19 protein-coding genes and 1 pseudogene are annotated in these 20,096 nt (G+C 72.9%); 10 read left to right on the forward strand and 10 right to left on the reverse strand.

Annotated features, from left to right (window positions below; genetic code table 11):
- The first annotated feature begins 187 nt into the window (after window positions 1-187).
- On the forward strand, window positions 188-1,216 hold the full coding sequence (locus tag ACX25U_RS01745; protein WP_454388405.1) for an SDR family oxidoreductase: 1,029 nt from the start codon (window positions 188-190) through the stop codon (window positions 1,214-1,216).
- 262 nt (window positions 1,217-1,478) lie between these two features.
- On the opposite strand, the gene ACX25U_RS01750 is transcribed toward ACX25U_RS01745, so the two are convergent.
- Window positions 1,479-1,760, reverse strand: a complete 282-nt coding sequence (locus ACX25U_RS01750; RefSeq protein WP_454388407.1) for a hypothetical protein — start codon at window positions 1,758-1,760, stop codon at window positions 1,479-1,481.
- A gap of 223 nt (window positions 1,761-1,983) precedes the next feature.
- Between ACX25U_RS01750 and ACX25U_RS01755 the strand changes: the two are divergent.
- Window positions 1,984-2,301: pseudogene (locus tag ACX25U_RS01755) on the forward strand (SAM-dependent methyltransferase); the annotation flags it as partial.
- Between the two features lie 36 nt (window positions 2,302-2,337).
- Here ACX25U_RS01755 and ACX25U_RS01760 read toward each other — a convergent pair.
- Window positions 2,338-3,549, reverse strand: a complete 1,212-nt coding sequence (locus tag ACX25U_RS01760) for a cysteine desulfurase-like protein (protein WP_454388409.1) — start codon at window positions 3,547-3,549, stop codon at window positions 2,338-2,340.
- Window positions 3,550-3,627: 78 nt separating this feature from the next.
- Window positions 3,628-4,923 (reverse strand): ROK family protein, encoded by a 1,296-nt coding sequence (locus tag ACX25U_RS01765; RefSeq protein WP_454388411.1) that lies wholly within the window; start codon window positions 4,921-4,923, stop codon window positions 3,628-3,630.
- A 411-nt stretch (window positions 4,924-5,334) separates the two neighbouring features.
- On the opposite strand from ACX25U_RS01765, the gene ACX25U_RS01770 reads away from it, so the two are divergent.
- The 3 genes from ACX25U_RS01770 (at window position 5,335) to ACX25U_RS01780 (ending at window position 8,378) form a co-directional block, all read left to right on the forward strand.
- Window positions 5,335-5,829 carry an FBP domain-containing protein gene (locus ACX25U_RS01770; protein ID WP_454388412.1) on the forward strand — a complete coding sequence of 165 codons (495 nt, stop codon included), beginning with the start codon at window positions 5,335-5,337 and terminating at the stop codon, window positions 5,827-5,829.
- Between the two features lie 66 nt (window positions 5,830-5,895).
- Window positions 5,896-7,149 (forward strand): FUSC family protein, encoded by a 1,254-nt coding sequence (locus ACX25U_RS01775; protein ID WP_454388414.1) that lies wholly within the window; start codon window positions 5,896-5,898, stop codon window positions 7,147-7,149.
- A gap of 20 nt (window positions 7,150-7,169) precedes the next feature.
- On the forward strand, window positions 7,170-8,378 hold the full coding sequence (locus ACX25U_RS01780; RefSeq protein WP_454388416.1) for a lactonase family protein: 1,209 nt from the start codon (window positions 7,170-7,172) through the stop codon (window positions 8,376-8,378).
- 36 nt (window positions 8,379-8,414) lie between these two features.
- Here ACX25U_RS01780 and ACX25U_RS01785 read toward each other — a convergent pair whose 3' ends face one another.
- The 5 genes from ACX25U_RS01785 to ACX25U_RS01805 form a co-directional block, all read right to left on the reverse strand.
- Complete coding sequence (locus tag ACX25U_RS01785) at window positions 8,415-9,263, reverse strand: pentapeptide repeat-containing protein (protein ID WP_454388418.1); 849 nt, start codon at window positions 9,261-9,263, stop codon at window positions 8,415-8,417.
- A 45-nt stretch (window positions 9,264-9,308) separates the two neighbouring features.
- Window positions 9,309-10,148, reverse strand: a complete 840-nt coding sequence (locus ACX25U_RS01790) for an alpha/beta fold hydrolase (protein WP_454388420.1) — start codon at window positions 10,146-10,148, stop codon at window positions 9,309-9,311.
- 60 nt (window positions 10,149-10,208) lie between these two features.
- Entirely contained in the window at window positions 10,209-11,120 is a 912-nt protein-coding gene (locus ACX25U_RS01795; RefSeq protein ID WP_454388421.1) for a sigma-70 family RNA polymerase sigma factor, read from the reverse strand.
- Between the two features lie 63 nt (window positions 11,121-11,183).
- Entirely contained in the window at window positions 11,184-11,927 is a 744-nt protein-coding gene (locus ACX25U_RS01800) for a PIG-L deacetylase family protein (RefSeq protein WP_454388423.1), read from the reverse strand.
- A 179-nt stretch (window positions 11,928-12,106) separates the two neighbouring features.
- On the reverse strand, window positions 12,107-13,408 hold the full coding sequence (locus tag ACX25U_RS01805; RefSeq protein ID WP_454388425.1) for an alpha/beta fold hydrolase: 1,302 nt from the start codon (window positions 13,406-13,408) through the stop codon (window positions 12,107-12,109).
- A 305-nt stretch (window positions 13,409-13,713) separates the two neighbouring features.
- Between ACX25U_RS01805 and ACX25U_RS01810 the strand changes: the two genes are divergently transcribed.
- From ACX25U_RS01810 to ACX25U_RS01830, 5 genes are all read left to right on the forward strand, one after another.
- Window positions 13,714-14,973 carry an RNA-guided endonuclease InsQ/TnpB family protein gene (locus ACX25U_RS01810; RefSeq protein ID WP_454388426.1) on the forward strand — a complete coding sequence of 420 codons (1,260 nt, stop codon included), beginning with the start codon at window positions 13,714-13,716 and terminating at the stop codon, window positions 14,971-14,973.
- Between the two features lie 134 nt (window positions 14,974-15,107).
- Complete coding sequence (locus ACX25U_RS01815) at window positions 15,108-15,863, forward strand: (Fe-S)-binding protein (protein WP_454388428.1); 756 nt, start codon at window positions 15,108-15,110, stop codon at window positions 15,861-15,863.
- On the forward strand, window positions 15,860-17,371 hold the full coding sequence (locus ACX25U_RS01820) for a LutB/LldF family L-lactate oxidation iron-sulfur protein (protein WP_454388430.1): 1,512 nt from the start codon (window positions 15,860-15,862) through the stop codon (window positions 17,369-17,371). Before ACX25U_RS01815 ends, ACX25U_RS01820 begins: the two co-directional genes overlap by 4 nt.
- Window positions 17,368-18,012, forward strand: coding sequence for a LutC/YkgG family protein (locus ACX25U_RS01825; protein ID WP_454388432.1), 645 nt, complete (start codon window positions 17,368-17,370; stop codon window positions 18,010-18,012). The genes ACX25U_RS01820 and ACX25U_RS01825 overlap by 4 nt, the downstream gene beginning before the upstream one ends.
- Window positions 18,013-18,331: 319 nt before the next feature.
- Window positions 18,332-18,469: a hypothetical protein gene (locus ACX25U_RS01830; protein WP_454388434.1), complete on the forward strand. Its 138-nt coding sequence runs from the start codon at window positions 18,332-18,334 to the stop codon at window positions 18,467-18,469.
- Window positions 18,470-18,486: 17 nt separating this feature from the next.
- Here the strand turns inward: ACX25U_RS01830 and ACX25U_RS01835 are convergent, their stop codons facing one another.
- Window positions 18,487-18,966, reverse strand: coding sequence for a MarR family winged helix-turn-helix transcriptional regulator (locus ACX25U_RS01835; RefSeq protein ID WP_454394766.1), 480 nt, complete (start codon window positions 18,964-18,966; stop codon window positions 18,487-18,489).
- Between the two features lie 116 nt (window positions 18,967-19,082).
- Window positions 19,083-20,096: an SDR family oxidoreductase gene (locus ACX25U_RS01840; protein WP_454388435.1), complete on the reverse strand. Its 1,014-nt coding sequence runs from the start codon at window positions 20,094-20,096 to the stop codon at window positions 19,083-19,085.

Genomic DNA, 20,096 nt, shown 5'->3' on the forward strand with positions numbered 1-20,096 from the left:
GAAGCCCTGTGGAGCCTTTCGCCGAGAGGCGACCGCCATGCGTACCCACACCTGAGCCGCCCCGGCCGCGATTCCCCCGTCGCGGTCGGGGCTTTCCATCTGCCGCCCTGGTCCGCCGCTCGCGTCGGTCGGCCGGGACCGGGTACTCGGTGGCCGCACTGTCAGCCGCCCCCGAGAGGAGCCGAAGGTGAGCAGCGCTTCGGGCAGCAGGGTCGTCGTCACGGGCGCCACCGGCAATGTCGGCACGAGTGTCGTCCGCGTTCTCTCCGAGGACCCGGAGATCGGGTCGGTGCGGGGTCTGGCCCGCCGCATTCCGCAGTGGTCGCCGCCGAAGACCGAGTGGTCGGCGGTCGACGTGTCATCCGAACAGTCCGGTCTGGCCGGGGAGTTCGCGGGCGCCGACGCCGTGATCCATCTGGCCTGGGCTTTCCAGCCGACGCACGATCCGGCGGCCACCTGGCGGACCAACGTGCTCGGCAGCATCCGGGTCTTCGAGGCGGTGTCCGCCGCACGGGTGCCGGTTCTGGTGCACGCCTCCTCGGTCGGCGCGTACTCGCCGGGGCCGAAGGACCGCGCGGTGGACGAGTCGTGGCCGACCCACGGCTGGCCGGACGCCGCGTACTGCCGGGAGAAGGCGTATCTGGAGCGGGCCCTGGACACCTTCGAGCGGGACCACCCCGACGTGCGGGTGGTCCGTATGCGCCCGGCCTTCCTGTTCAAGCGGGAGTCGGCGAGCGAGCAGCGCCGTATCTTCGGCGGGCGGTTCCTGCCGGGTCAGCTGGCCCGGCCCGAGCTGCTGCCGTTCCTGCCGGACGTGCCCGGCCTGCGGGTGCAGGCCCTGCACACCGACGACGCCGCCCGCGCCTACCAACTGGCGCTGCGCCACGAGGTGCGGGGGCCGTTCAACCTCGCTGCCGAGCCGCCGCTGGACGCCCAGGTGCTGGGCGAACTGCTCGGCTCCCGGCCCGTGCGGCTGCCGCGCACCGCCGCGCGCTCGGCGATCGCCGCCGCCTGGGGACTGCATCTGCTCCCCGCGTCCCCGCACCTCTTCGACGCGGTGCTGCGCCTGCCCCTGATGGACTGCACCCGGGCCCACACCGAACTGGGCTGGCGCCCGGAGCGCACGGCGACCGAGGTCCTGCAGGAGTTCCTGCAGGGAGTGCAGAAGGGCGAGGGCGCGGACACCGAGCCGATGCGGGGTCGCAAGGTCGGCTGAGCGGCGCCAGGCCCTCGGCCACCGTCCGGTCAGCCGTAGGGCGGGTCCGCCGATTCCCGCCGGACCCGCGGCGTTTGGCACCGCACCTCGCCGCGTTGTCGGGCACGCCCACGTACATCCGGTACGAGGGTGGTCCTCCGCCTTGCGACGCACGGCTCCCCCGAGCTCTTGACGAGCAGGGGGCGTCCCCGTCGCCGCGGGCTGGTCCGACGCGAATGGTCGGACAGGCCCCGGTCGGCCCGGTGCGCCCGCCGGGCGGCCGTCAGCCGGAGGGTTCGTCCGGCACGGGGTTTTCGGACGGCTCGCGTTCGGACGGCTCGGTGCCCGGGTGCGGGACGCCCTGCCGTCCGGTGCCCGCCTCGTCGGTGTCGGGGACGTCGGTGCCGGCGGCACCCTCGTCCTCGTCGGTCACGCCGGACTCGGCCCGCTCCGGCACCGGGGCGACCTCCCAGGGGTCCTCACCGGTGTGGGCCTGCTGGTCCGGCAGGTCCCGGGGAACGGGCGCGCCGTTCTCACCGGGCGCTTCACCTCGGTGATCGGTCACGGCGTACTCCCTTCTCCCTCGGCATCGTCGGGCGACGCGCGAGTACCTTGCCGGTGACCTGCGAAACCTGACGGTGTACGGCGGGCGCGGGTGGGTCGGCCGTGCGGACGCAGCGCCCGCATCTGCTCCTCCGGCGGGCCGCGGCCGACGTCCTGACGCCGCTCGTCGAGGGTCTGCGGCACCTGCGGGAACAGGCCGGGGTGTCCTTCGAGGACGCTGCGGCGGCCGTCGAGGTCACATCCAGGACCACGAGGAGGCGAAGTCGATCGTCCGCCGCCTCCAGGCGGCCCTGCCCTCCGGCAGCTGCTTCGTGCACTACGACAGCACCGACAGCGACCAGGCGCTCGAGGAGGCCCAGCAGGGCTACGACGACACCGGCGCCATCCCGTACGTGCCGCGCAGCCCGGAGCAGCTCGCCGCCCACCACGAGGGTCTGGAGCTGCTCGAGCCCGGCATCGTCTCCTGCCCGCTGTGGCGTCCGGAGCCCGGCACCACGACCGAGCCCACGGACATCCACGGCGGCGTGGCCCTCAAGCCCTGACGCCCCGCCGCCGGGTCCGGTACGGCCCGCCCGGATCTACGGCGCCGTCCGCAGGAAGTCCGCCAGCCCCTCCAGGAGCCGGTCGACGTCCTCCTCGTCCGTGTAGGGCGCCAGCCCGACGCGCAGCCCGCCGGTGTCGCCGAGACCGAGCCGACGGGAGGCCTCCAGCGCGTAGAACGCGCCGGAGGGCGCCGCGACCGCGCGCTCGGCCAGGTGGCGGTGGGCGTCGACGGTGCTGCGGCCCTCGATGGTCAGCAACAGGGTCGGGGTGCGCTCGGCGGCGCGCGAGTGCACGGTGATCTCCGGGAGGCGGGACAGGCCCTCCTCGATACGGCGGCGCAGGGCGTCCTCGTGGTGCTCGAGCGAGCCGAGGGAGGCGATGAGCCGTTCCCGGCGGGTGCCGTGCGCCCGCGGGTCCATCCCGGCGAGGAAGTCCACGGCGGCCCGGGTGCCGGCCAGCAGCTCGTAGGGCAGGGTGCCGAGTTCGAACCGCTCGGGGACCGTGTCGGGCGAGGGCAGCAGCTTGTCCGGGCGCAGGGTGGCGAGGAGGTCCGGGCGGCTCGCCAGGACGCCGAGGTGGGGGCCGAGGAACTTGTACGGGGAGCAGGTGAAGAAGTCCGCGCCCAGGCCCGCGAGGTCGACCGCGGCGTGGGCGGTGTAGTGCACGCCGTCGACGTACAGCAGGGCGCCGCGCTCGTGGGCCAGGGCGGCGATCGCGGGTACGTCCGGGCGGGTGCCGATCAGGTTGGAGGCGGCGGTGACCGCCACCAGCCGGGTGCGGTCGGACAGCTGGGCCTCGATGTGCTCCGGGGTCAGCTCGCCGGTCGCCGGGTCGAAGTCGGCCCGGCGGACGACCGCTCCCACGGCTTCGGCGGCCTGGACCCAGGGCCGGATGTTGGCGTCGTGGTCGAGCCGGGTCACGACCACCTCGTCGCCCGGCGACCACGCCTTGGCCAGCGCGCGGGAGAAGTCGTACGTCAACTGGGTCGCGCTGCGGCCGAAGACGACCCCGGACGGCTCGGCGCCCAGCAGGTCCGCCATGGCCTCGCGGGCGGCGCCGACGCAGGCCTCGGCGTTGCGCTCGCCCAGTGTGCCGAACCCCCGGTTGGACAGCGGACCGGCCAGCGCATCGGCGACGGCGTCGATGACGGGCTGCGGCGTCTGGCTTCCGCCGGGCCCGTCGAACTGGGCCCAGCCGGACTTCAGCGCGGGAAACTGCGCGCGGACACCGACGATGTCATGAGCCATGGAACACCCCTTGCCTACCCTTCGAACACCGCGGCGGGAGCTGCCGCCCCATGATCCAACGCCCGGCGCTCCCGTGGGTCAATACGCCCGGGGCCCGCGTTCCTCCAGGGCCGCCTGCCAGGCGGGAGGCTCTGTCCGCGGTGCCGGGTCCGCGCGGCGGCCGCCGCGGGTGAAGAAGTCGGCGAGCGGGAGGATCGCGGCGCCGACGGTGACCGCGTCCGGGCCGAGCCGGCCCAGGTCGATGGTCACCTTCTCGGCTGGGTGGCGCAGGGCGTAGGCGGTCGCGTGGCGGCGTACGGCGGGCAGGAAGCGGGAGCCGAGCTGGAGGCCGGCCCAGCCGCCGATGAGGATGCGCTCGGGCTGGAAGAGATTGATCAGGTCGGACAGGCCGGCGCCCAGGTACTCGGCGGTCTCCTCCAGGACGGCGAGCGCGACCGGGTCGGCGTCGGTGCCCTCGGGCGGGTAGGCGGCGGCCAGCATCGCGGTCAGCGCGGTCTCCTCGTCGGTGCCCCGCGGGGGGCGCCCGCCCTCCTCGCGCCAGCGGGCCAGCAGCGACTCCGCGCCGGCGTACGCCTCCAGGCAGCCGAGGGCACCGCAGCGGCAGCGGCGCCCCCGTACCCGTACCGTGAGATGTCCCCACTCGACGGCCCGGCCCCGCTCCACCTCGGGGGTGACCAGGCAGGCGCCGACGCCGGAGCCGAAGAGCACCACGATCGCGTTGCCGGCACCGCGCCCGGCGCCGAACCACATCTCGGCCTGGCCGAGCGTCTTGGCGCCGTTGTCGATGAAGTACGGGACGCTGTCCGGGAGCCGGGAGCCGGCGCGGAGCAGGGACTCCAGGGGCACCGCGTCCCAGCCGATGGTCTGCCCGTGCACCACGGCGCCCTGGTCGGGGGTGTGCTCGACGATGCCGGGCACGCCGATCCCGACGCCGAGCAGCCGCTCCGGGGCCGGGCCGGCCGCGGTCAGCACCTGGGCGATCCCGTCCCGGATGTGCCCGGTGATCACGTCGACGTCGTAGTCCTGTGCCGCCAGCGGGCGCTCGGTGCGGGCGAGTTCGGTGAGGGTGAGGTCGAACAGCTCGACGCGGACCCGGGTCTCGCCGACGTCCACGCCGATCATGTGGCCGCTGCCGGGTGCGACGCGCAGCAGGGTGCGCGGCCGGCCGCCGTCGGAGTCGACGCTGCCGGCCTCCTCGACGAGGCCGTCGGCGATCAGGTCGGCGACGACGTTGCTGACCGAGCCGGAGCTCAGGCCGGTGGCCGGGCCGAGCGCGAAGCGGCTGAGGGGACCGTCGAAGTAGAGCCGTTGCAGCACGGCCGTACGGTTGCCCCGCCTGAGATCGCGTACCGTGCGCCCGTTCCGCCCCGCCATGCGGCTCCCTCCCGAACCCGTGCCCGAGCTGCAACATACCGCCGCGAGCCGCCTGGGCGCGCACTTCTCCGGGCTCTTAGTCCAGACGATAATTTAAGGGGTGATCGCGAGTTCGGCGATCTCGTCCGGGACAGCGGCGGGTTCCGGGCCGACACGCTCGCGCACGCGGCGCTCGTGGCCCTCCCCCGGCGCACCGCCGGAGAGCCGACCGGGAGGGAAGTTCAGAGTGATCCGGAGCTCCGGATCGACCGCCGGGCCCCAGCACCGCGCCGCCACAGGCTCAGCGTCGCTCGCGCCCGCGGCGCACGCACACCCCCGAAATCCATTGGACCCCCCTCGCGGATCCTGCCTACCCTAGCCGGAAAACTAATCCCCTTAGGCAACTTCTCTCGCCGCCCTCAGGAGCTCCCCATGAGAACACTCACCGAGCAGGACATCCGCAACTCCTTCGTCAACTGCTCCAAGGGTGAGGCCAAGCGCCTGTCCGTCCCCCGGGACCTCGACGAACGCCCCTGGGACGACCTGGACTTCCTGGGCTGGCGCGACCCGGGGGCGCCCGACCGCAGCTATCTGGTCACCGAGCGGGAGGGCCGCCTGGTGGGTGTCGCCCTGCGCTTCCCCTCCTCGCAGCGCGGCTTCCTGCACCGCAGCCTGTGCTCGCTGTGCCTGACCACCCACCCCGGCGGCGGAGTCTCGCTGATGACCGCCCGGAAGGCGGGAGCGGCGGGCCGCGAGGGCAACTCGGTCGGCTTGTACATGTGCACGGACCTCGCCTGCTCGCTCTACGTACGCGGCAAGAAGGTCCCCGTGTCCGGGGTCCGCTTCGAGGAGAGCCTCACCCTGGAGGAGCAGATCGCCCGCACCACGGACAATCTGGCGACCTTCCTGGACAAGCTGTACACCTGACCCCGAGCGCATGACCACGCGCGTGACCAGGTTCGACTCGTCGGCGAACGGGGAACAGCGCAAGGAATGCAAGACGTACGTGAGTGGCCGTCGTTCCTCGCGCGGACGGTGAAGCGGCACCGGGACCCCGTGGTCGTCCAGGCGCTGCGGTCGACGGTCGCGGCGACGATCGCCTATGTGATCGCGAAGTGGCTGAGTCCGGAGCCTGTGCCGCTGACCGCTCCCCTGACGGCCCTGCTCGTCGTCCAGGTCACCCTCTTCGCGACGCTGAAGACCAGCATCCGCCGGGTGAACGCCGTGGTCGCCGGCGTGCTCGTCGCCACCACCTTCTCGCTGCTGGTGGGGCTCACCTGGTGGAGCCTGGCCCTGGTGATCCTGGCCGGGCTGGGCGTCGGGCACCTGGTGCGGGTGGACGAGTTCGTGGTGGAAGTGGCGATCAGCGCCATGCTGGTCCTCGGTGTCACCACCGTCGGCAGCACAGCCTGGGCACGGATCGTGGAGACGCTGATCGGCGCGGTGGTCGGTCTGTTCTGCAATCTGCTGCTCGCTCCCCCGGTGTGGACCGAACAGGCGGGCGAGTCGATCGAGGGTCTGGCGCGCCAGGTGCGGCAGTTGATGCTGCGGATGGGCGAGGAGGCGGCCGGCCCCACGCCGGTCGAGCGCGCGACCGCGCGGCTGCACGAGGCGCGCCGCCTGGACCACGACATCACCGCCGTGGACGCGGCCCTCCGGCAGGCCGAGGACAGTCTCAAGCTCAACCCGCGGGTGCGCGAGGGCCTGCTGAACCGGGTGGTGCTGCGCACCGGGCTGGACACGCTGGAGATCTGCACGGTCGTCCTACGGGTGCTCGCGCGCACCTTCACCGATCTGACCAAGCAGCGGGATCCCGAGCCGCTGTTCTCGCCGCAGACGGGCGCCCTGGTGCAGGAGATGCTGTGCCAGATCGCCGATGCGGTGGTCAGCTTCGCGGTGCTGGTCACCACGGACATCAGCGTGAGCGCCGAGTCGGCCGAGTCCCGGCTCGCCACCGAGCTGCGGCAGGCCACGGCCACCCGCGACAAACTGGCGCAACTGCTGCTGGAGGAGGTGCAGCGGGACCCGAGCCAGTGGCAGCTGCGCGGTGCGCTGCTGTCCGAGGTCAACCGCATCCTCGACGAGATGGACACCGAGCACCGCTCACACCGTCTTCTGGAGGAGCTGGACCGGCACACCCGGGAGCAGCGTGAACGCCACTGGCGTCTGGCCCGGCTCGCGGACCGGCTGGGGGTGCCGATGAAGCTGCGGCGCAACCACGAGGACGCGGTGCGCCGTTCTTCGTGAGGGGGCCGTACAGTGCGGGCATGGTCAGTGGGGCGGAAGTGTCGTACGACAGATGGAGCAGGCGCCGGTTCGTGGGGACCGTGACGACAGCCGCCGCGGTGGCGGCGGTCCCGGCGTGCTCACCGGCCCCGTCCGGTCCCCGGTCCGGTTCCGCGCCGGCGGCCGCACCGGCCACCCCGGAGGCCACGGGGAAGCCGTCCGGCCCCCGGCCGCTCTACCTCGGCACCTACACCTCCGCCGAGGGCGGCGGGACCGGCATCGGCCTGGCGGTGTACGACCCGGCGACGGGCGCCGTCACCGGCCGGGGCACCCTCACCGGCGTCGCCGACCCGTCGTACCTCACCGTGCATCCGGACGGCCGCACGCTGTACGCGGTCGACGAGGGCCAGGACGGCGGGGTGACCGCCGTACGGCTCGCCGACCGGAAGGTACTGGGCACGCGGAGCACCGGCGGGGCGGGACCCTGCCACCTCTCCGTGCACCCGACGGGGCGCTGGCTGCTCAGCGCGAACTACGCCTCCGGCAGCGTGGCCGTGCACCCGATCGACGGCTCGGGAGCGCTCGGCGAGCGCACCGGCCTGGTGACGCACTCCGGTCCGCCGCCCGGACCGGGCCAACAGGGACCCCACGCCCACCAGGTCATCACCAGCCCGGACGGCGGCCACGTCCTCGCGGTGGACCTCGGCACCGACACGGTCTACACCTACCGCCTGGACACCCGCACGGGCCGGCTCACCGAGGTGTCCCGGGCGCACACCCGGCCGGGCGCCGGACCGCGCCACCTGACGTTCCACCCGGGCGGCCGGTACGCCTATCTCGCCAACGAGGTCGGCGACACGGTCGCCGTCTGCGCCTACGACCCTCCCACCGGCCGCCTCACCATCGGCGAGCCGCGGTCCACGGGGGCGGGCGAGGGCACCAACTACCCGGCGCAGATCCTGGTCACCGCCGACGGGCGGTTCGCCTACCTCGCCAACCGCGGTCACAACAGCCTCGCGCGCTATGCCGTGGAGGCGGACGGGGCCCGGCTCAGGCTCCTGGGCACGACGCCGGTCGCGGGCGACTTCCCGCGGCAGATCGCCTTCTCGCCGGACGGCGGGCTGCTGTTCGCCGCGAACCAGAAGTCGGGCACGGTCAGCGTCTTCCGCGTCGACCGCGCCAGCGGTGCGCTGCGTCCGACGGGTGAGCCGTACGCCTCACCCGTCGCCGTCTGTGCGCTGCCGCTGTAGGGCGCGCGGGCACAGACGCGGGCACAGGTACGCGTGTCAGCCCCGGGCCGCCCAGTGCGCGGGACGGGAGACCGATCCCGGCAACCGGGTGCCGGCGTTCCCCCGGGCCGCGTCCAGCTGCGGCTGGGTCAGGAAGAACGCACCGGTCAGATCGGCGTCCGTGAGGTCCGCGTCCCGCAGATCGGCACCGATCAGATCCGCCTGGCGCAGATCGGCACCGGTGAGGTCGGCCGCGATCAGACAGGCGCCGCGCAGACTGGCCCCCCGCAGATCGGCTCCCTTCAACCGGGCCCCGACGAGGTCGGCGCCCCGCCGGTCCTTCTTCCTGCCCTTGCCGCCCCGCACCCCGGCCCGTACCAGCTCACTGCTGCGCAGCAGAAGCACATTGACCTCCTGCCGGTGCGCCCCGACATCGAGCGCGGCCAACTCCTCGGGCGCCAGGAGGGTGAGCCGCTCGACCCGCTCCAGCGCCCGGCGCAGCTCACCGTGCACCGGCCGTGCGGCATCCAGCGTCAGCGCCTCGGTCAGGTACCACAGCAACTCATGCAGCTGCCGCACGACCGGAAACACCTCGAACATCCGCCGGGCGTCCTCCCCGGAGCCCGTACGCCAGTCCCACCCGCCAAAGGTGACCTGTGAGACCTTCTGCCCGGCCCCGAAGCAGTCGTAGACCGTGCACCCGGTGAACCCCGTCTCCCTGAGCCGCGCGTGAATCCCGCACCGGTGGTCCCCCCGAAGATTCGGACAGGGCTTCCCGGCGGGCTTGTCGAGCGCGAAGTCGGCGGAGGCGGCGAAGGGCAGCGCGACACAGCACAGCCCGAAACACCGCGCACAGTCACCGCGCAGCTCGGGCCGACTCCGCCGGTCAACAGTCTGGTCTGGCATGGCGTCCACCCTACTGACCCGCGGCGCATGCCCAGGACGGCCGGATCACCGCAAGAACGCGGCGGTGGCCGCCACGAACCGGCCAGGGTCGTCCAGCCAGGGCTGGTGTCCGGCGCCGGGCTGGACGACCAGTTCGGCGTGCGGGAACAGCCCGGCGTACTCGGTCATCGCGGGTGGCGGGGAGTTCAGGTCGACCTCGCCGGCGAGTACGAGCACGGACGAGGTGAACCGGGCGAGCGCCGCCCGGGTGGCATCCGGGTCGAAGGCGCCGTCGCCGGCGTACACGGCCGACGCCTCGCTGTTCCTCTGCCCGGCATCGGCGGCGTCGAAGGCCCGGGCCGTGTCGTCCCAGCGGCCGTGGCGCAGCGGGGCGACGGCCTCCCCGTGGGCGTCCGTGACGCGGCCCGCCGTGATCTCTTCCAAAGCCGCGTACGCCGCCGGGAACCACGGCTCGCCCTTGCGGAGCCGTGCCGTCGCGCGCCGCATCTCCCCGGGCACCTCGATGCCGACGGCCAGCACACTCGGCGTGATCAGCGCGAGCCTGCCGACGCGTTCGGGATGGCGGGCCGTGTACAGCGCCGCCAGATTCGCGCCGGCGCAGTGGGCGAGCAGGTCGACGCGATCCAGGCCCAGATGTTCGCGGAGTGCCTCGACGTCGTCGACGAGCCGGTCGCAGCGGTAGGTGGCGGGGTCCCGCGGAACGGCCGACTGTCCCGTCCCCCGCAGATCCGGGAGCACCAGCCGCCGGTGCGCGGACAGGCCACCGAGGTCACCGAGGTAGGCCGAGGCCCTCATCGGCCCGCCGGGCAGGCAGATCACCGGTGGGCCGTCTCCGCTCACGTGGTACGCGAGGCGGGTTCCGTCGTGGGCGGAGAAGTCGGCCATGCCGCCCACCCTGTCGGCGACGGCCCCGTGGAGCAACTGGTTTTGTCGGTTCGCCGTCGCTCAGGCTCCCGGCGCGAGAAGGTCCAGCCGGGCCAGGCGGGCCGGGTCGGCCAGGATGTACATGTGGGTGATCCGGTCGTCGGTGATGGTGACGCCCATGACCGACAGCGGCCGTCCCTCGGGGGCGTTGGCCACGCCGATCGTGCCGTTGACCAGGACCAGACGGGTGGTCTTGGCGTACTGGGCGAAGGTGAGGGCCCCGGCTGCCACCGTCCTGGCTCCGTGGACCACCTTCGAGGCGGCGGCGCCGCGGACCAGGGCGCCGGAGTCGACGCGGAGCACCACGTCGGGGTGGAGGACGGCGACCAGGGCCTCGAAGTCGCCGGCGCGCGAGGCGGCGAGGAAGGCGTCGAGGACCTGCTTCTGGCGTCCGAGGTCGGCTTCGGAGGGCGGGGTGGCGCCCTGCACCCGGCGGCGGGCGCGGCTGGCGAGCTGCCGGGTCGCCGCGGTGCCGCGCTCCACGATCGGCGCGATGTCGTCGAAGGGCACCGCGAACAGGTCGTGCAGCACGAACGCCAGCCGCTCGTCGGGCTGGAGGGTTTCCAGGACGACGAGCAGCGCGAGCCCGACCGAGTCGGCCTGGAGCGCCTCCTGCTCGGGGTCGGTCCGCGGCAGGGGCCGGATCACCGGGTCGGGGACGAAGGTGTCGTCGGTGCCGTCCATGGGTTCCTCGCGGCGCGCGTTGCGGGCGCGGAGCAGGTCGAGGCAGACCCGACCGATCACGGTGGTGAGCCAGGCACCCAGGTTCTCGATGGCGTCCGCGTCCGTGCGGGTGAGCTTCAGCCAGGTCTCCTGGACGGCGTCCTCGGCCTCGGGCAGCGAGCCGAGCATGCGGTAGGCCACCGCCCGCAGCTGCCCGCGGTGCTCCTCGAAGCGCCGTGCCAGGAGGTCCTCGTCACCCGTGCCGGCCATGTCCGTTCCCGCCCCCGTTCACCGTCCGCCGTCGGTCGCGATCACTCTAGGCGCCCGTGTGCCTCACCGGCCGAACAATTCGAACGCCACCGCCGGTTTTCCGCCGAACCGTTCGCCCGCCGCCATGGCGGTCGAGGTCAGGAAGTCGCGGGCGTACGATTCAGGGTCCTCGTCGGTCAACGCCGCGATGTAGGTGCGGTGTTCCAGGAGCGAGCGCACCGCGCGGTCCAGGCCCGGGCCGGCGTCCACGGCGTGGGTGGGCGTGGCGGAGCCGGCCACGGCGACCCAGCGGACGCCGTTCCAGGGCTCGAGGCCCTGTTCGGCCAGCTCGGGGAAGATCCAGCGGTTGCCGGCGTCCCCCGCCGCGTCCAGGGTGGCGCGGCCGACGGCCACGTGGTCCGGGGTGTTCCAGGCGACGCCGCCCCAGGTGTCGCGGTGGTTGAGGGTGATCACGAGTTCGGGGCGGTGGCGGCGTACCGCGGCGGCGATGTCGCGGCGCAGGGCGGTGCCGTACTCGATCACGCCGTCCCTGTGGTCGAGGAACTCCACCGTCGACACGCCGACGACGGCCGCGCTCGCCCGCTGCTCACGCTCCCGCAGCGGACCGCACTTGTCCGGCTCGAGCGCGTCGATGCCCGCCTCGCCGCGGGTCGCGAGGACGTAGGCGACCTCACGGCCGTCGTCGGTCCAGGCGGCGATCGCCGCCGCGCACCCGTACTCCAGGTCGTCCGGGTGCGCCACCACGGCGAGGGCGCGCCGCCAGTCGTCGGGCATGGGCTGAAAAGGGCTGCTCCTCGGCTGCGTCATGCGCGGCAGACTAGGGCCTGTCCGGCGGATCCTGCCGCAGACGGGGGGTCTGGCACTCCCCCAAGCTCTTCGAGCAGGGGGACCCCCATCGCCCCCGCTCACCCGGGCCGACAGCCGGCCGTCGATTTCCTGCGACTTGATCCGCCGGACAGGCCCTGGCCGGCGCGCGCCGCCGGCGGTCAGGCCTCGTCCCGGACGAGTGCGAGCAGCCGGTCCAGGACGCGGGGGCCTCCGGCCCGTACGCCGTCGTGCTCGAACTCGTCGGTGACCCAGGTGCGCAGGCCGCGGATCGCGCGGGCGGTGTCGAGGGCGTGGTCGGTGTCGACGTACATGTCGTCGTGGTAGACGGTCGCGGCGACCGGGACCTCGTTGGCGGCGAGGCGGGCGGGGTCGTACAGGGGCTTCCAGTCGGTGCGGGAGGCGAGCAGGTCGGCGGTCTCGCGCAGTGGGCGAAGCGCCGGGTCGCAGTCGAACATCCAGGGGTGCACGGACTCGCCGGTGAACAGCACCGGACCGTCGCCCGCGAGCGCCTTGGCCGCGTCGAACTGCGGGAACTCCGCGCGGACCCGCTCGGCCGACCAGGCGGTGGGCCGGGCGTCCTGGCCGTAGATCGCCTCGTGGACGAGGGCGTACAGCGGGTGGCCGGCGTACGACAGCAGGCCCTGGACCTGCTCCTGGAACGCGTCGGACAGCTCCGGCCCCCGCGGGGTGCGCACGAAGGCGTGTTCGAGGAGGTAGTGGAGGCGGTGGCTGCCGTCGCCGCTGCCGAGCATGAGGCCGAGGGACTGGAATGCCTCGACGGTCAGACGGTAGCCGTTCGGAAGGACCACGTCGTGGGTGAGGAGGTGGTCGGCGATACGGCGGGCGCGGTCGACGTCCTGCGGATAACGGGCGTAGTGGGCGGCGACCTTGCGCTCGATGCGCGGGTAGGCGGCCCGGTAGACGTCGTCGGCGTGGGCGTCGAGGGAGGGCAGGCCGCCGGTGATCAGGGCGGCGGCCAGGCCCTCGGGATGCGCGGAGAGGTAGTGCACCGTGCAGAAGCCGCCGAAGCTCTGCCCGAGGACGGTCCAGGGAGCGCCGCCGGTCACCTCGGGGCGGATCGCCTCGCAGTCGCGGACGATCGAGTCGGCGCGGAAGTGGGTGAGGTAGTCGGCCTGCTCGGCCGGGCCGCCGCGCAGCGGGAGGGTCTGGCGGTTGGCCGGCGTGGAATGGCCGGTGCCGCGCTGGTCGAGGAGCAGGACCCGGTGGTCCTGCAGGGCCCGGCCGAGCCAGGCCTGCCTGCCGACGAAACGGTTCGCCCCGAAGCCGGGGCCACCCTGGAGATAGACCAGCCAGGGCAGGTCCTTCTCGGCCTTGTCGCTCGCGACGACCTCACGGGCGTAGAGCTCGATCGTCTCCCCGGCCGGGTCGTCGTGGTCGAGCGGCACGGTGAAGGAGCGGTCGGTGAGGACGACGCCGGGCTGGCGGTAGCTGAGGGTCAACGGTTCTCCCGGGACGGATGGTTTACGGCCGCGTCCCAGTTCAGCATGATCTTGCGAAGAACCCCAGGCGTTCACGCCCGGAAGGAATCGCATCTTTGCGCTTGCGGCGCGAAGCGCCGTGGTGTCCTGGCAAGAATTCGGCCGCGGAGCGGCCTGGTGTCGTTGTCCGGCGGAGCCGGGCGCTGCTCATGCGGGCCGTTTCCATGGCGTGCTGACTCCGCAGCAGTAGAAGAACCCGGCCGTTGGGAGTGGAGTATTCCGTGTTCGAATGCGGAGAGCTGGCAGGGCCGGGTAGCGTCGCGGGTGTGAAGCTGGTGGTGCAGGTGAGGCTGCTGCCGACGTCCGTGCAGGCGGTGGCGCTGGAGGCGACCCTGCGCGCCTGCAACGAGGCGGCGACCTGGGCGAGCGGCATCGCCTTCGAAAAGGATGCGAAGACCAACTTCGCGCTGCGCAAGCACACCTACCGTGAGATCAAGGCCCGCTGGGGGCTGGGCGCGCAGGCCGCCCAGCATGTGATCAAGAAGACCTGCGACGCGTACGCGGTGCTGCGGGCGAATCTGAAGGCCGGGAGGCTGGGCCGGCCGGGCTCGAAGCGTCACCGCAGGGCCGTCGGCAAGCCGATCGCCTTCCGGGCGGAGGGCGCGCAGCCCTACGACGACCGGATGCTGTCCTGGCAGATCCCCGAGCGCCGGATCTCGATCTGGAGGACCGCCGGGCGGGCGAAGGAGGTGGCGTTCACCGCCTCCCCCGAGCAGCTGGCCACCCTGGCCCGGTACCGCAGGGGTGAGTCGGACCTGGTGTGCCGGGACGGCATGTGGTTCCTGAACGCCACCTGCGAGGTCCCCGAGCAGCCGCCGAACACCGACCCGGTGGACTTCCTCGGCGTCGACCTGGGCATCGTCAACATCGCCACCACCTCCGACGGCGAGATCATGGCCGGCCGGGGGCTGAACCGCATCCGGGTCCGGGAGCGCAGGCTGCGCACCAAGCTGCAGCAGAAGGACACCCCGTCCGCCAAACGGCGCCTGAAGAAGCGGCGGCGCAAGGAGGCGCGGCGGGCGAGGGACATCAACCACAAGATCGCGAAACGTGTGGTGGCCGAGGCAGAACGCACCGGTCGCGGGATCGCCCTGGAGGATCTGACGGGCATCCGCGAGCGGGTACGGCTCCGCAAGCCCCAACGGGCCACCCTGCACTCCTGGGCGTTCCACCAGCTCGGGCAGTTCATCGCATACAAGGCCCGCAAGGCGGGGGTGCCGGTGGTGTACGTCGATCCGGCGTACACCTCCCGCACCTGCGCCCAGTGCGGGCACCTCGACAGGGCGAACCGGGTGAGTCAGGCCCGGTTCGCGTGCCGGTCCTGCGGATTCGTTGATCACGCGGACCGGAACGGCTCCCGCAACATCCGCGCCCGCGCGTGGGAGTTGTGGCGACGCGGGGCCGCGTCAACGGCCCCTGCCCCACCACCGGAGCACACGCGCCGGGGCGGGGCTGGACGCAGACGCAGCGCCACACCCAGTGACGCGACGTTGTGCAAGCCCGTCACTTCAGTAACGGGTAGTTGACCACATGTTCGTCCGTCCTCCGAGTCGCGGAATCATGGAGGTCGCCAAACGTTGCCACGCCGCGCCGTGAGCCCGGTGGAATCGCCCGCCTGGCTAGGCTTCACCCGTCCGCTGACCGACCACAAGGAGCCGCGATGCGTGTCGCCCTGTTCCTGACCTGCGTCAACGACACGCTCTATCCGGACACCGGGCGCGCCGTGGTGAAACTGCTGACCAGGCTGGGCGTGGAGGTGGACTTCCCGATGGCCCAGACATGTTGCGGGCAGGCGCACTACAACACCGGGTACCGGCATGAGGCCGAGCCGCTGGCCCGGCGTTTCTCCGATGTCTTCCGGGACTACGAGGCGATCGTGACGCCGTCCGGGTCGTGCGGGGCGATGGTGCGGGAGCTGTATCCACGCATGGGCGCGCGGGCGCGGGCCGAGGGGCGCGGGGACACGCTGGAGCGGGTGCTGGCGCCCGTGGTGCCGAAGACGTACGAGCTGACGGAGTTCCTGGTCGACGTGCTGGGGGTGACGGACGTGGGGGCGTACTACCCGCACCGGGTGACGTACCACCCGACCTGCCACGGGCTGCGCGGCCTCGGTCTCGGGGACCGGCCCCTGCGACTGCTGCGGGCGGTGAAGGGACTGGAGCTGGTCGAGCTGCCCGGCGCCGAGGAGTGCTGCGGGTTCGGCGGCACGTTCGCGGTGAAGAACTCCGATGTCTCGGCGGCGATGGGCGCCGACAAGGTGCGCAACGCCGAGTCGACCGGCGCCCAGGTGCTGTGCGCGGGCGACAACTCGTGTCTGATGCAAATCGGCGGGACCATGGCCCGGCTGGGCACGGACATGCGGCCGGTGCACATCGCGGAGATCCTGGCGAGCACGGAGGAGGAGCCGACGGCATGAGCACGACGTATCTGGGCATGCCTGAGTTTCCCCCGCCCTCCCACCCGGCGTTCCCGTCCTTCCCGGAGGCCGCGCACGAGGCCGTACGGAATCGCACCCTGCGCGGCAACCTGCGCCACGCCACGCACACCATCCGCGCCAAGCGGGCCAGGGCGGTGGCGGAGGTCTCCGACTGGGCGGCGCTGCGTGAGGCGGGCAAGCAGATCAAGGACCACACACTGCGTCATCTCGACCGCTATCTGGAGCAGGTGGAGGAGGCGGTCACGGCGGCCGGCGGCACCGTGCACTGGGCGGTCGACGCGGAGGAGGCCAACCGGATCGTGGCCGGCCTGGTCAAGGCGACCGGGGAGAGCGAGGTCGTCAAGGTCAAGTCGATGGCCACGCAGGAGATCGGGCTCAACGAGGCCCTGGAGGCGGAGGGCATCCGGGCCTACGAGACCGATCTCGCCGAGCTGATCGTGCAGTTGGGCAAGGACCGGCCCTCGCACATCCTCGTCCCCGCGATCCACCGCAACCGCGGCGAGATCCGGGACATCTTCCGCTCCGAGATGAGCCAGTGGGGCCGCCCGGCCCCCGAGGGGCTGACGGACGCGCCCGCCGAACTGGCGGAGGCGGCCCGGCTGCACCTGCGGGAGAAGTTCCTGCGCGCCAGGGTCGGCATCTCCGGCGCCAACTTCGTCGTGGCCGAGACCGGCACCCTGGTGGTCGTGGAGTCCGAGGGCAACGGGCGGATGTGCCTGACCCTGCCCGAGACGCTGATCTCGGTCGTGGGCATCGAGAAGGTCGTGCCGACCTGGCGGGACCTGGAGGTCTTCCTCCAGACGCTCCCCCGCTCCTCCACAGCCGAGCGGATGAACCCGTACACGTCCATGTGGACCGGCACGACCGACGAGGACGGCCCGAGCACCTTCCACCTGGTCCTGCTGGACAACGGCCGCACCGACACGCTCGCCGACGAGGTGGGCCGTCAGGCCCTGCGCTGCATCCGCTGCTCGGCGTGCCTGAACGTCTGCCCGGTCTACGAGCGGGCCGGCGGGCACGCGTACGGCTCGGTCTACCCGGGGCCGATCGGCGCGATCCTCAGTCCCCAACTGCGCGGTACGGCGAGCGAGATCGACGCCTCGCTGCCGTACGCGTCCTCGCTGTGCGGCGCCTGCTACGAGGTCTGCCCGGTCGCCATCGACATCCCCGAGGTGCTGGTGCACCTGCGGGAACGGGTCGTCGAGGGCGGCCCGGTGACGCGGGGCGGCAACAAGGTGGTGCTCAAGCCGGCGAAGGGCCACGCCGCCGAGCGCGCGGCGATGCGGGCGGCCCGCTGGGCGTTCACGCACCCGGGCGCCCTGGGCGGCGGTCAGCGGCTGGCCTCCCGCACCCGCCGCTTCCATCCGCGCTCGCTGCCCGGTCCCGGCCGGGCATGGACCGGCACCCGCGATCTGCCGACGGTGCCCGCGGAGCCCTTCCGCGACTGGTGGCAGCGGACGCACGGCGGCAAGGAGGGCGCCAAGTGAGCAGCAGGGACCGGATCCTGGGCCGGGTGCGGCGCGCGCTGGCGGACGTACCGCAGGACGACGCTCCCTACGCGCAGGCGGTTTGCCGGGACTACCTACGGCAGCACGGCGAGCGGAGTGCCGAGGAGACGGTGGATCTGCTGGCCGGGAACCTGGTGGACTACCGAGCGGTGGTGCACCGCTGCGACGCCGGGGAACTGCCCGGGCTGATCGCCCACCTGCTCGGCGAGCGCGGCTCGAAGTCCGTGCTGGTACCGCCCGGCCTGGACGAGGGCTGGCTGGCGGACACGGACATGAAGCGGGTCGCGGACCTGCCGGACAGCACGCCCCACGAGCTGGACCGCGTCGACAGCGTGGTCACCGGCTGCGCGCTCGCCGTCGCCGAGACCGGCACGATCGTCCTCGACGGCTCCCCCGACCAGGGCCGCCGCCGCATCTCCCTGATCCCCGACCACCACATCTGCGTCGTACGCGTCCCCGAACAGGTCGTCTCCTCCATTCCCCAGGCTCTCGAACGCCTCGCCCCGGGCCGCCCGCTCACCTGGATCTCCGGCCCCTCCGCGACCAGCGACATCGAACTGGACCGGGTGGAGGGGGTGCACGGGCCGCGCACCCTGGAGGTGGTGCTGGTGAGCGGGTGAGGGATCGCCCTCCGTGTGAAATGAGTTGACGTGCCCGGGGCCGTTCCGTTCGATGGCCGCTCATGTGCGCCGACATCCTGCATCCGGGCGAGCCGGAGTCCGATGCCTCAATCGACCCCGCGGGCGGGCCGCCCTCGTACCGCAGTAAGAGCCCCGAACAAAACGGGAGTCCGATCGGCTCGCGGCGTCTGGTGCGTGCGATCGCAAGGCGCCGGAAGGTCCTCGATGGCGGTCCCCCCTGCTCGAAGAGCTCGGGGGAGTGCGTGCCAGGCGTCGCGAGCCGGGCGCCCATTTTGTTCAGGGCTCTAAGCCCCTGGCCGTGCTGGACGCGGACGACGCGGCCCGGGCGCTGTCGGTGGCGCTGCTGGGGCTGTCGTACTACCGCGAGGGCAATCCGCACATGGCCCGCGCCGCCCGGCGCGTCGTCCGGGAAGTCCTGCTCGACCACCGTCTGTGACACCACCCCCGGCCGGGCTACGGCTCTGTCGGCGGGACCGGGTCGAGGGAGGTGTCGGTGATGCCGTGGACGATGCGGGTGGTGTCGTAGGGGTCGACCGCCATTTCGCCGGCCGCCGTGGTCAGGGCGTGCAGGGCGGGTACGAGTGCCGCGCGTTCCTCGGCCGGCAGGCGCTGGACCAGTTTGCGGATCTCCGCGCGGCGGTGCGCGAGCACCCGGGTGACCAGTTCGTGGCCGGCGGGCGTGAGGCTGAGGGCGACCTCGCGCCGGTTGGCGGGGTTGGCCCTGCGGTCGGCCAGGCCGAGCCCTTCGAGCCGGCCCACCATGCGCAGCGCGGTGGACGGGTTGACCCCGAGCGTGGCGGCAAGGACGACCAGCTTGACCGGTCCGCGGGTGTCCAGTACGACCAGGGCCCGCAGCTGGGGCAGGGTGAGCGAGTCGGCGGTGGAGGCGAGCGCGCGGGCGGAGATCGCCACGAACAGCCGGGAGGCCGCCATCACGGCGACGCTCAGTTCCTCGGCCTCGCGGTCGAGTGCCTGGTACGCGGACTCGTACGGAGTCACGGTGTCCCCCTTCCGCCGCTCCGCCCGGCCGGGCGGAGGCGCCCGGATGGTCAGGAGCCGTTCGCCAGGCCGCGCCGCACGACCGCTCCCGCCGCCGCGGCGGCGCCGAGGGCGAGCCCGGAGGCGACGAGCGCGGGATGGCGGGCCAGGGCGGCCTCGAAGGACCGGCTGTGCGCGGAGTCGTCGAAGACGCCGTGGGCGCCGTGGTCGCTGCCCTCCACGCGGTCCACGGGCTCGTAGAGGTTGCTCTGGCCGCTCGGGGGCCACTGGTCGGTCTGCTGGGAGTCGAAGCCGGTGCGGGCCAGGTAGCGGTCGAGCAGGGCCGGGGCCAGGCGGTTGGCCCAGACGGTCGCCAGGGTGGTGGCGCCGATGTAGTACTGCTTGCGGCCGGGGTGGTCGGCGGCGTGCACCACGCCCCGGGCGGCGACCTCCGGCTGGTAGATCGGCGGGACGGGCTGCGGGTGCTTGGGCAGCCGGGACCGTACCCAGGAGAACTGCGGGGTGTTGACGGCCGGCATCTGGGCGACCGTCACCCGGACGTTGCTGCCGCGGTGCAGCAGTTCGGTGCGCAGGGAGGAGGTGAAGCCGTTGATGGCGTGCTTGGCTCCGCAGTACGCCGACTGCAGCGGGATGGCCCGCTCCCCCAGCGCCGAGCCGACCTGGACGATCGTGCCGCGGTCGCGCGGCAGCATCCGCTTCAGCGCGCTGCGGGTGCCGTTGACGAAGCCGAGGTAGGTCACCTTGGTCACCCGCTCGTACTCCTCGGCGGTGATCTCGTCGAAGGGCGCGAAGACGCTGGTGAACGCGCAGTTGATCCATACGTCGATGGGGCCGAAGGTCTGCTCGGCGGCCGTGGCGGCCTCTTCGACCTGCTCGGCGCCGGCGGTGTCGGCGGTCCGCACCAGCGCCTTGCCGCCGAGTTCCTCGACCTCCCTGGCGGCGGCGTCCAGACCGGCCTGCCCTCGGGCGATCAGGACGACGTTGGCGCCACGCTTGCCGTACAGGCGGGCGGTGGCGCGGCCGATGCCGGCGCTGGCTCCGGTGATGACGACGGTCTGGGGCAT

Source organism: Streptomyces sp. JNUCC 63, from assembly GCF_054366325.1.

Coding starts and splice junctions, on each gene's coding strand:
- ACX25U_RS01840 (WP_454388435.1), bottom strand. CDS start 20,096: ATGCCCCAGACCGTCGTCATCACCGGAGCCAGCGCCGGCATCGGCCGC.
- ACX25U_RS01775 (WP_454388414.1), top strand. CDS start 5,896: ATGCAAGACGTACGTGAGTGGCCGTCGTTCCTCGCGCGGACGGTGAAG.
- ACX25U_RS01765 (WP_454388411.1), bottom strand. CDS start 4,923: ATGGCGGGGCGGAACGGGCGCACGGTACGCGATCTCAGGCGGGGCAAC.
- ACX25U_RS01780 (WP_454388416.1), top strand. CDS start 7,170: ATGGTCAGTGGGGCGGAAGTGTCGTACGACAGATGGAGCAGGCGCCGG.
- ACX25U_RS01835 (WP_454394766.1), bottom strand. CDS start 18,966: ATGGCGGCCTCCCGGCTGTTCGTGGCGATCTCCGCCCGCGCGCTCGCC.
- ACX25U_RS01760 (WP_454388409.1), bottom strand. CDS start 3,549: ATGGCTCATGACATCGTCGGTGTCCGCGCGCAGTTTCCCGCGCTGAAG.
- ACX25U_RS01795 (WP_454388421.1), bottom strand. CDS start 11,120: ATGGCCGGCACGGGTGACGAGGACCTCCTGGCACGGCGCTTCGAGGAG.
- ACX25U_RS01785 (WP_454388418.1), bottom strand. CDS start 9,263: ATGCCAGACCAGACTGTTGACCGGCGGAGTCGGCCCGAGCTGCGCGGT.
- ACX25U_RS01770 (WP_454388412.1), top strand. CDS start 5,335: ATGAGAACACTCACCGAGCAGGACATCCGCAACTCCTTCGTCAACTGC.
- ACX25U_RS01820 (WP_454388430.1), top strand. CDS start 15,860: ATGAGCACGACGTATCTGGGCATGCCTGAGTTTCCCCCGCCCTCCCAC.
- ACX25U_RS01790 (WP_454388420.1), bottom strand. CDS start 10,148: ATGGCCGACTTCTCCGCCCACGACGGAACCCGCCTCGCGTACCACGTG.
- ACX25U_RS01815 (WP_454388428.1), top strand. CDS start 15,108: ATGCGTGTCGCCCTGTTCCTGACCTGCGTCAACGACACGCTCTATCCG.
- ACX25U_RS01800 (WP_454388423.1), bottom strand. CDS start 11,927: ATGACGCAGCCGAGGAGCAGCCCTTTTCAGCCCATGCCCGACGACTGG.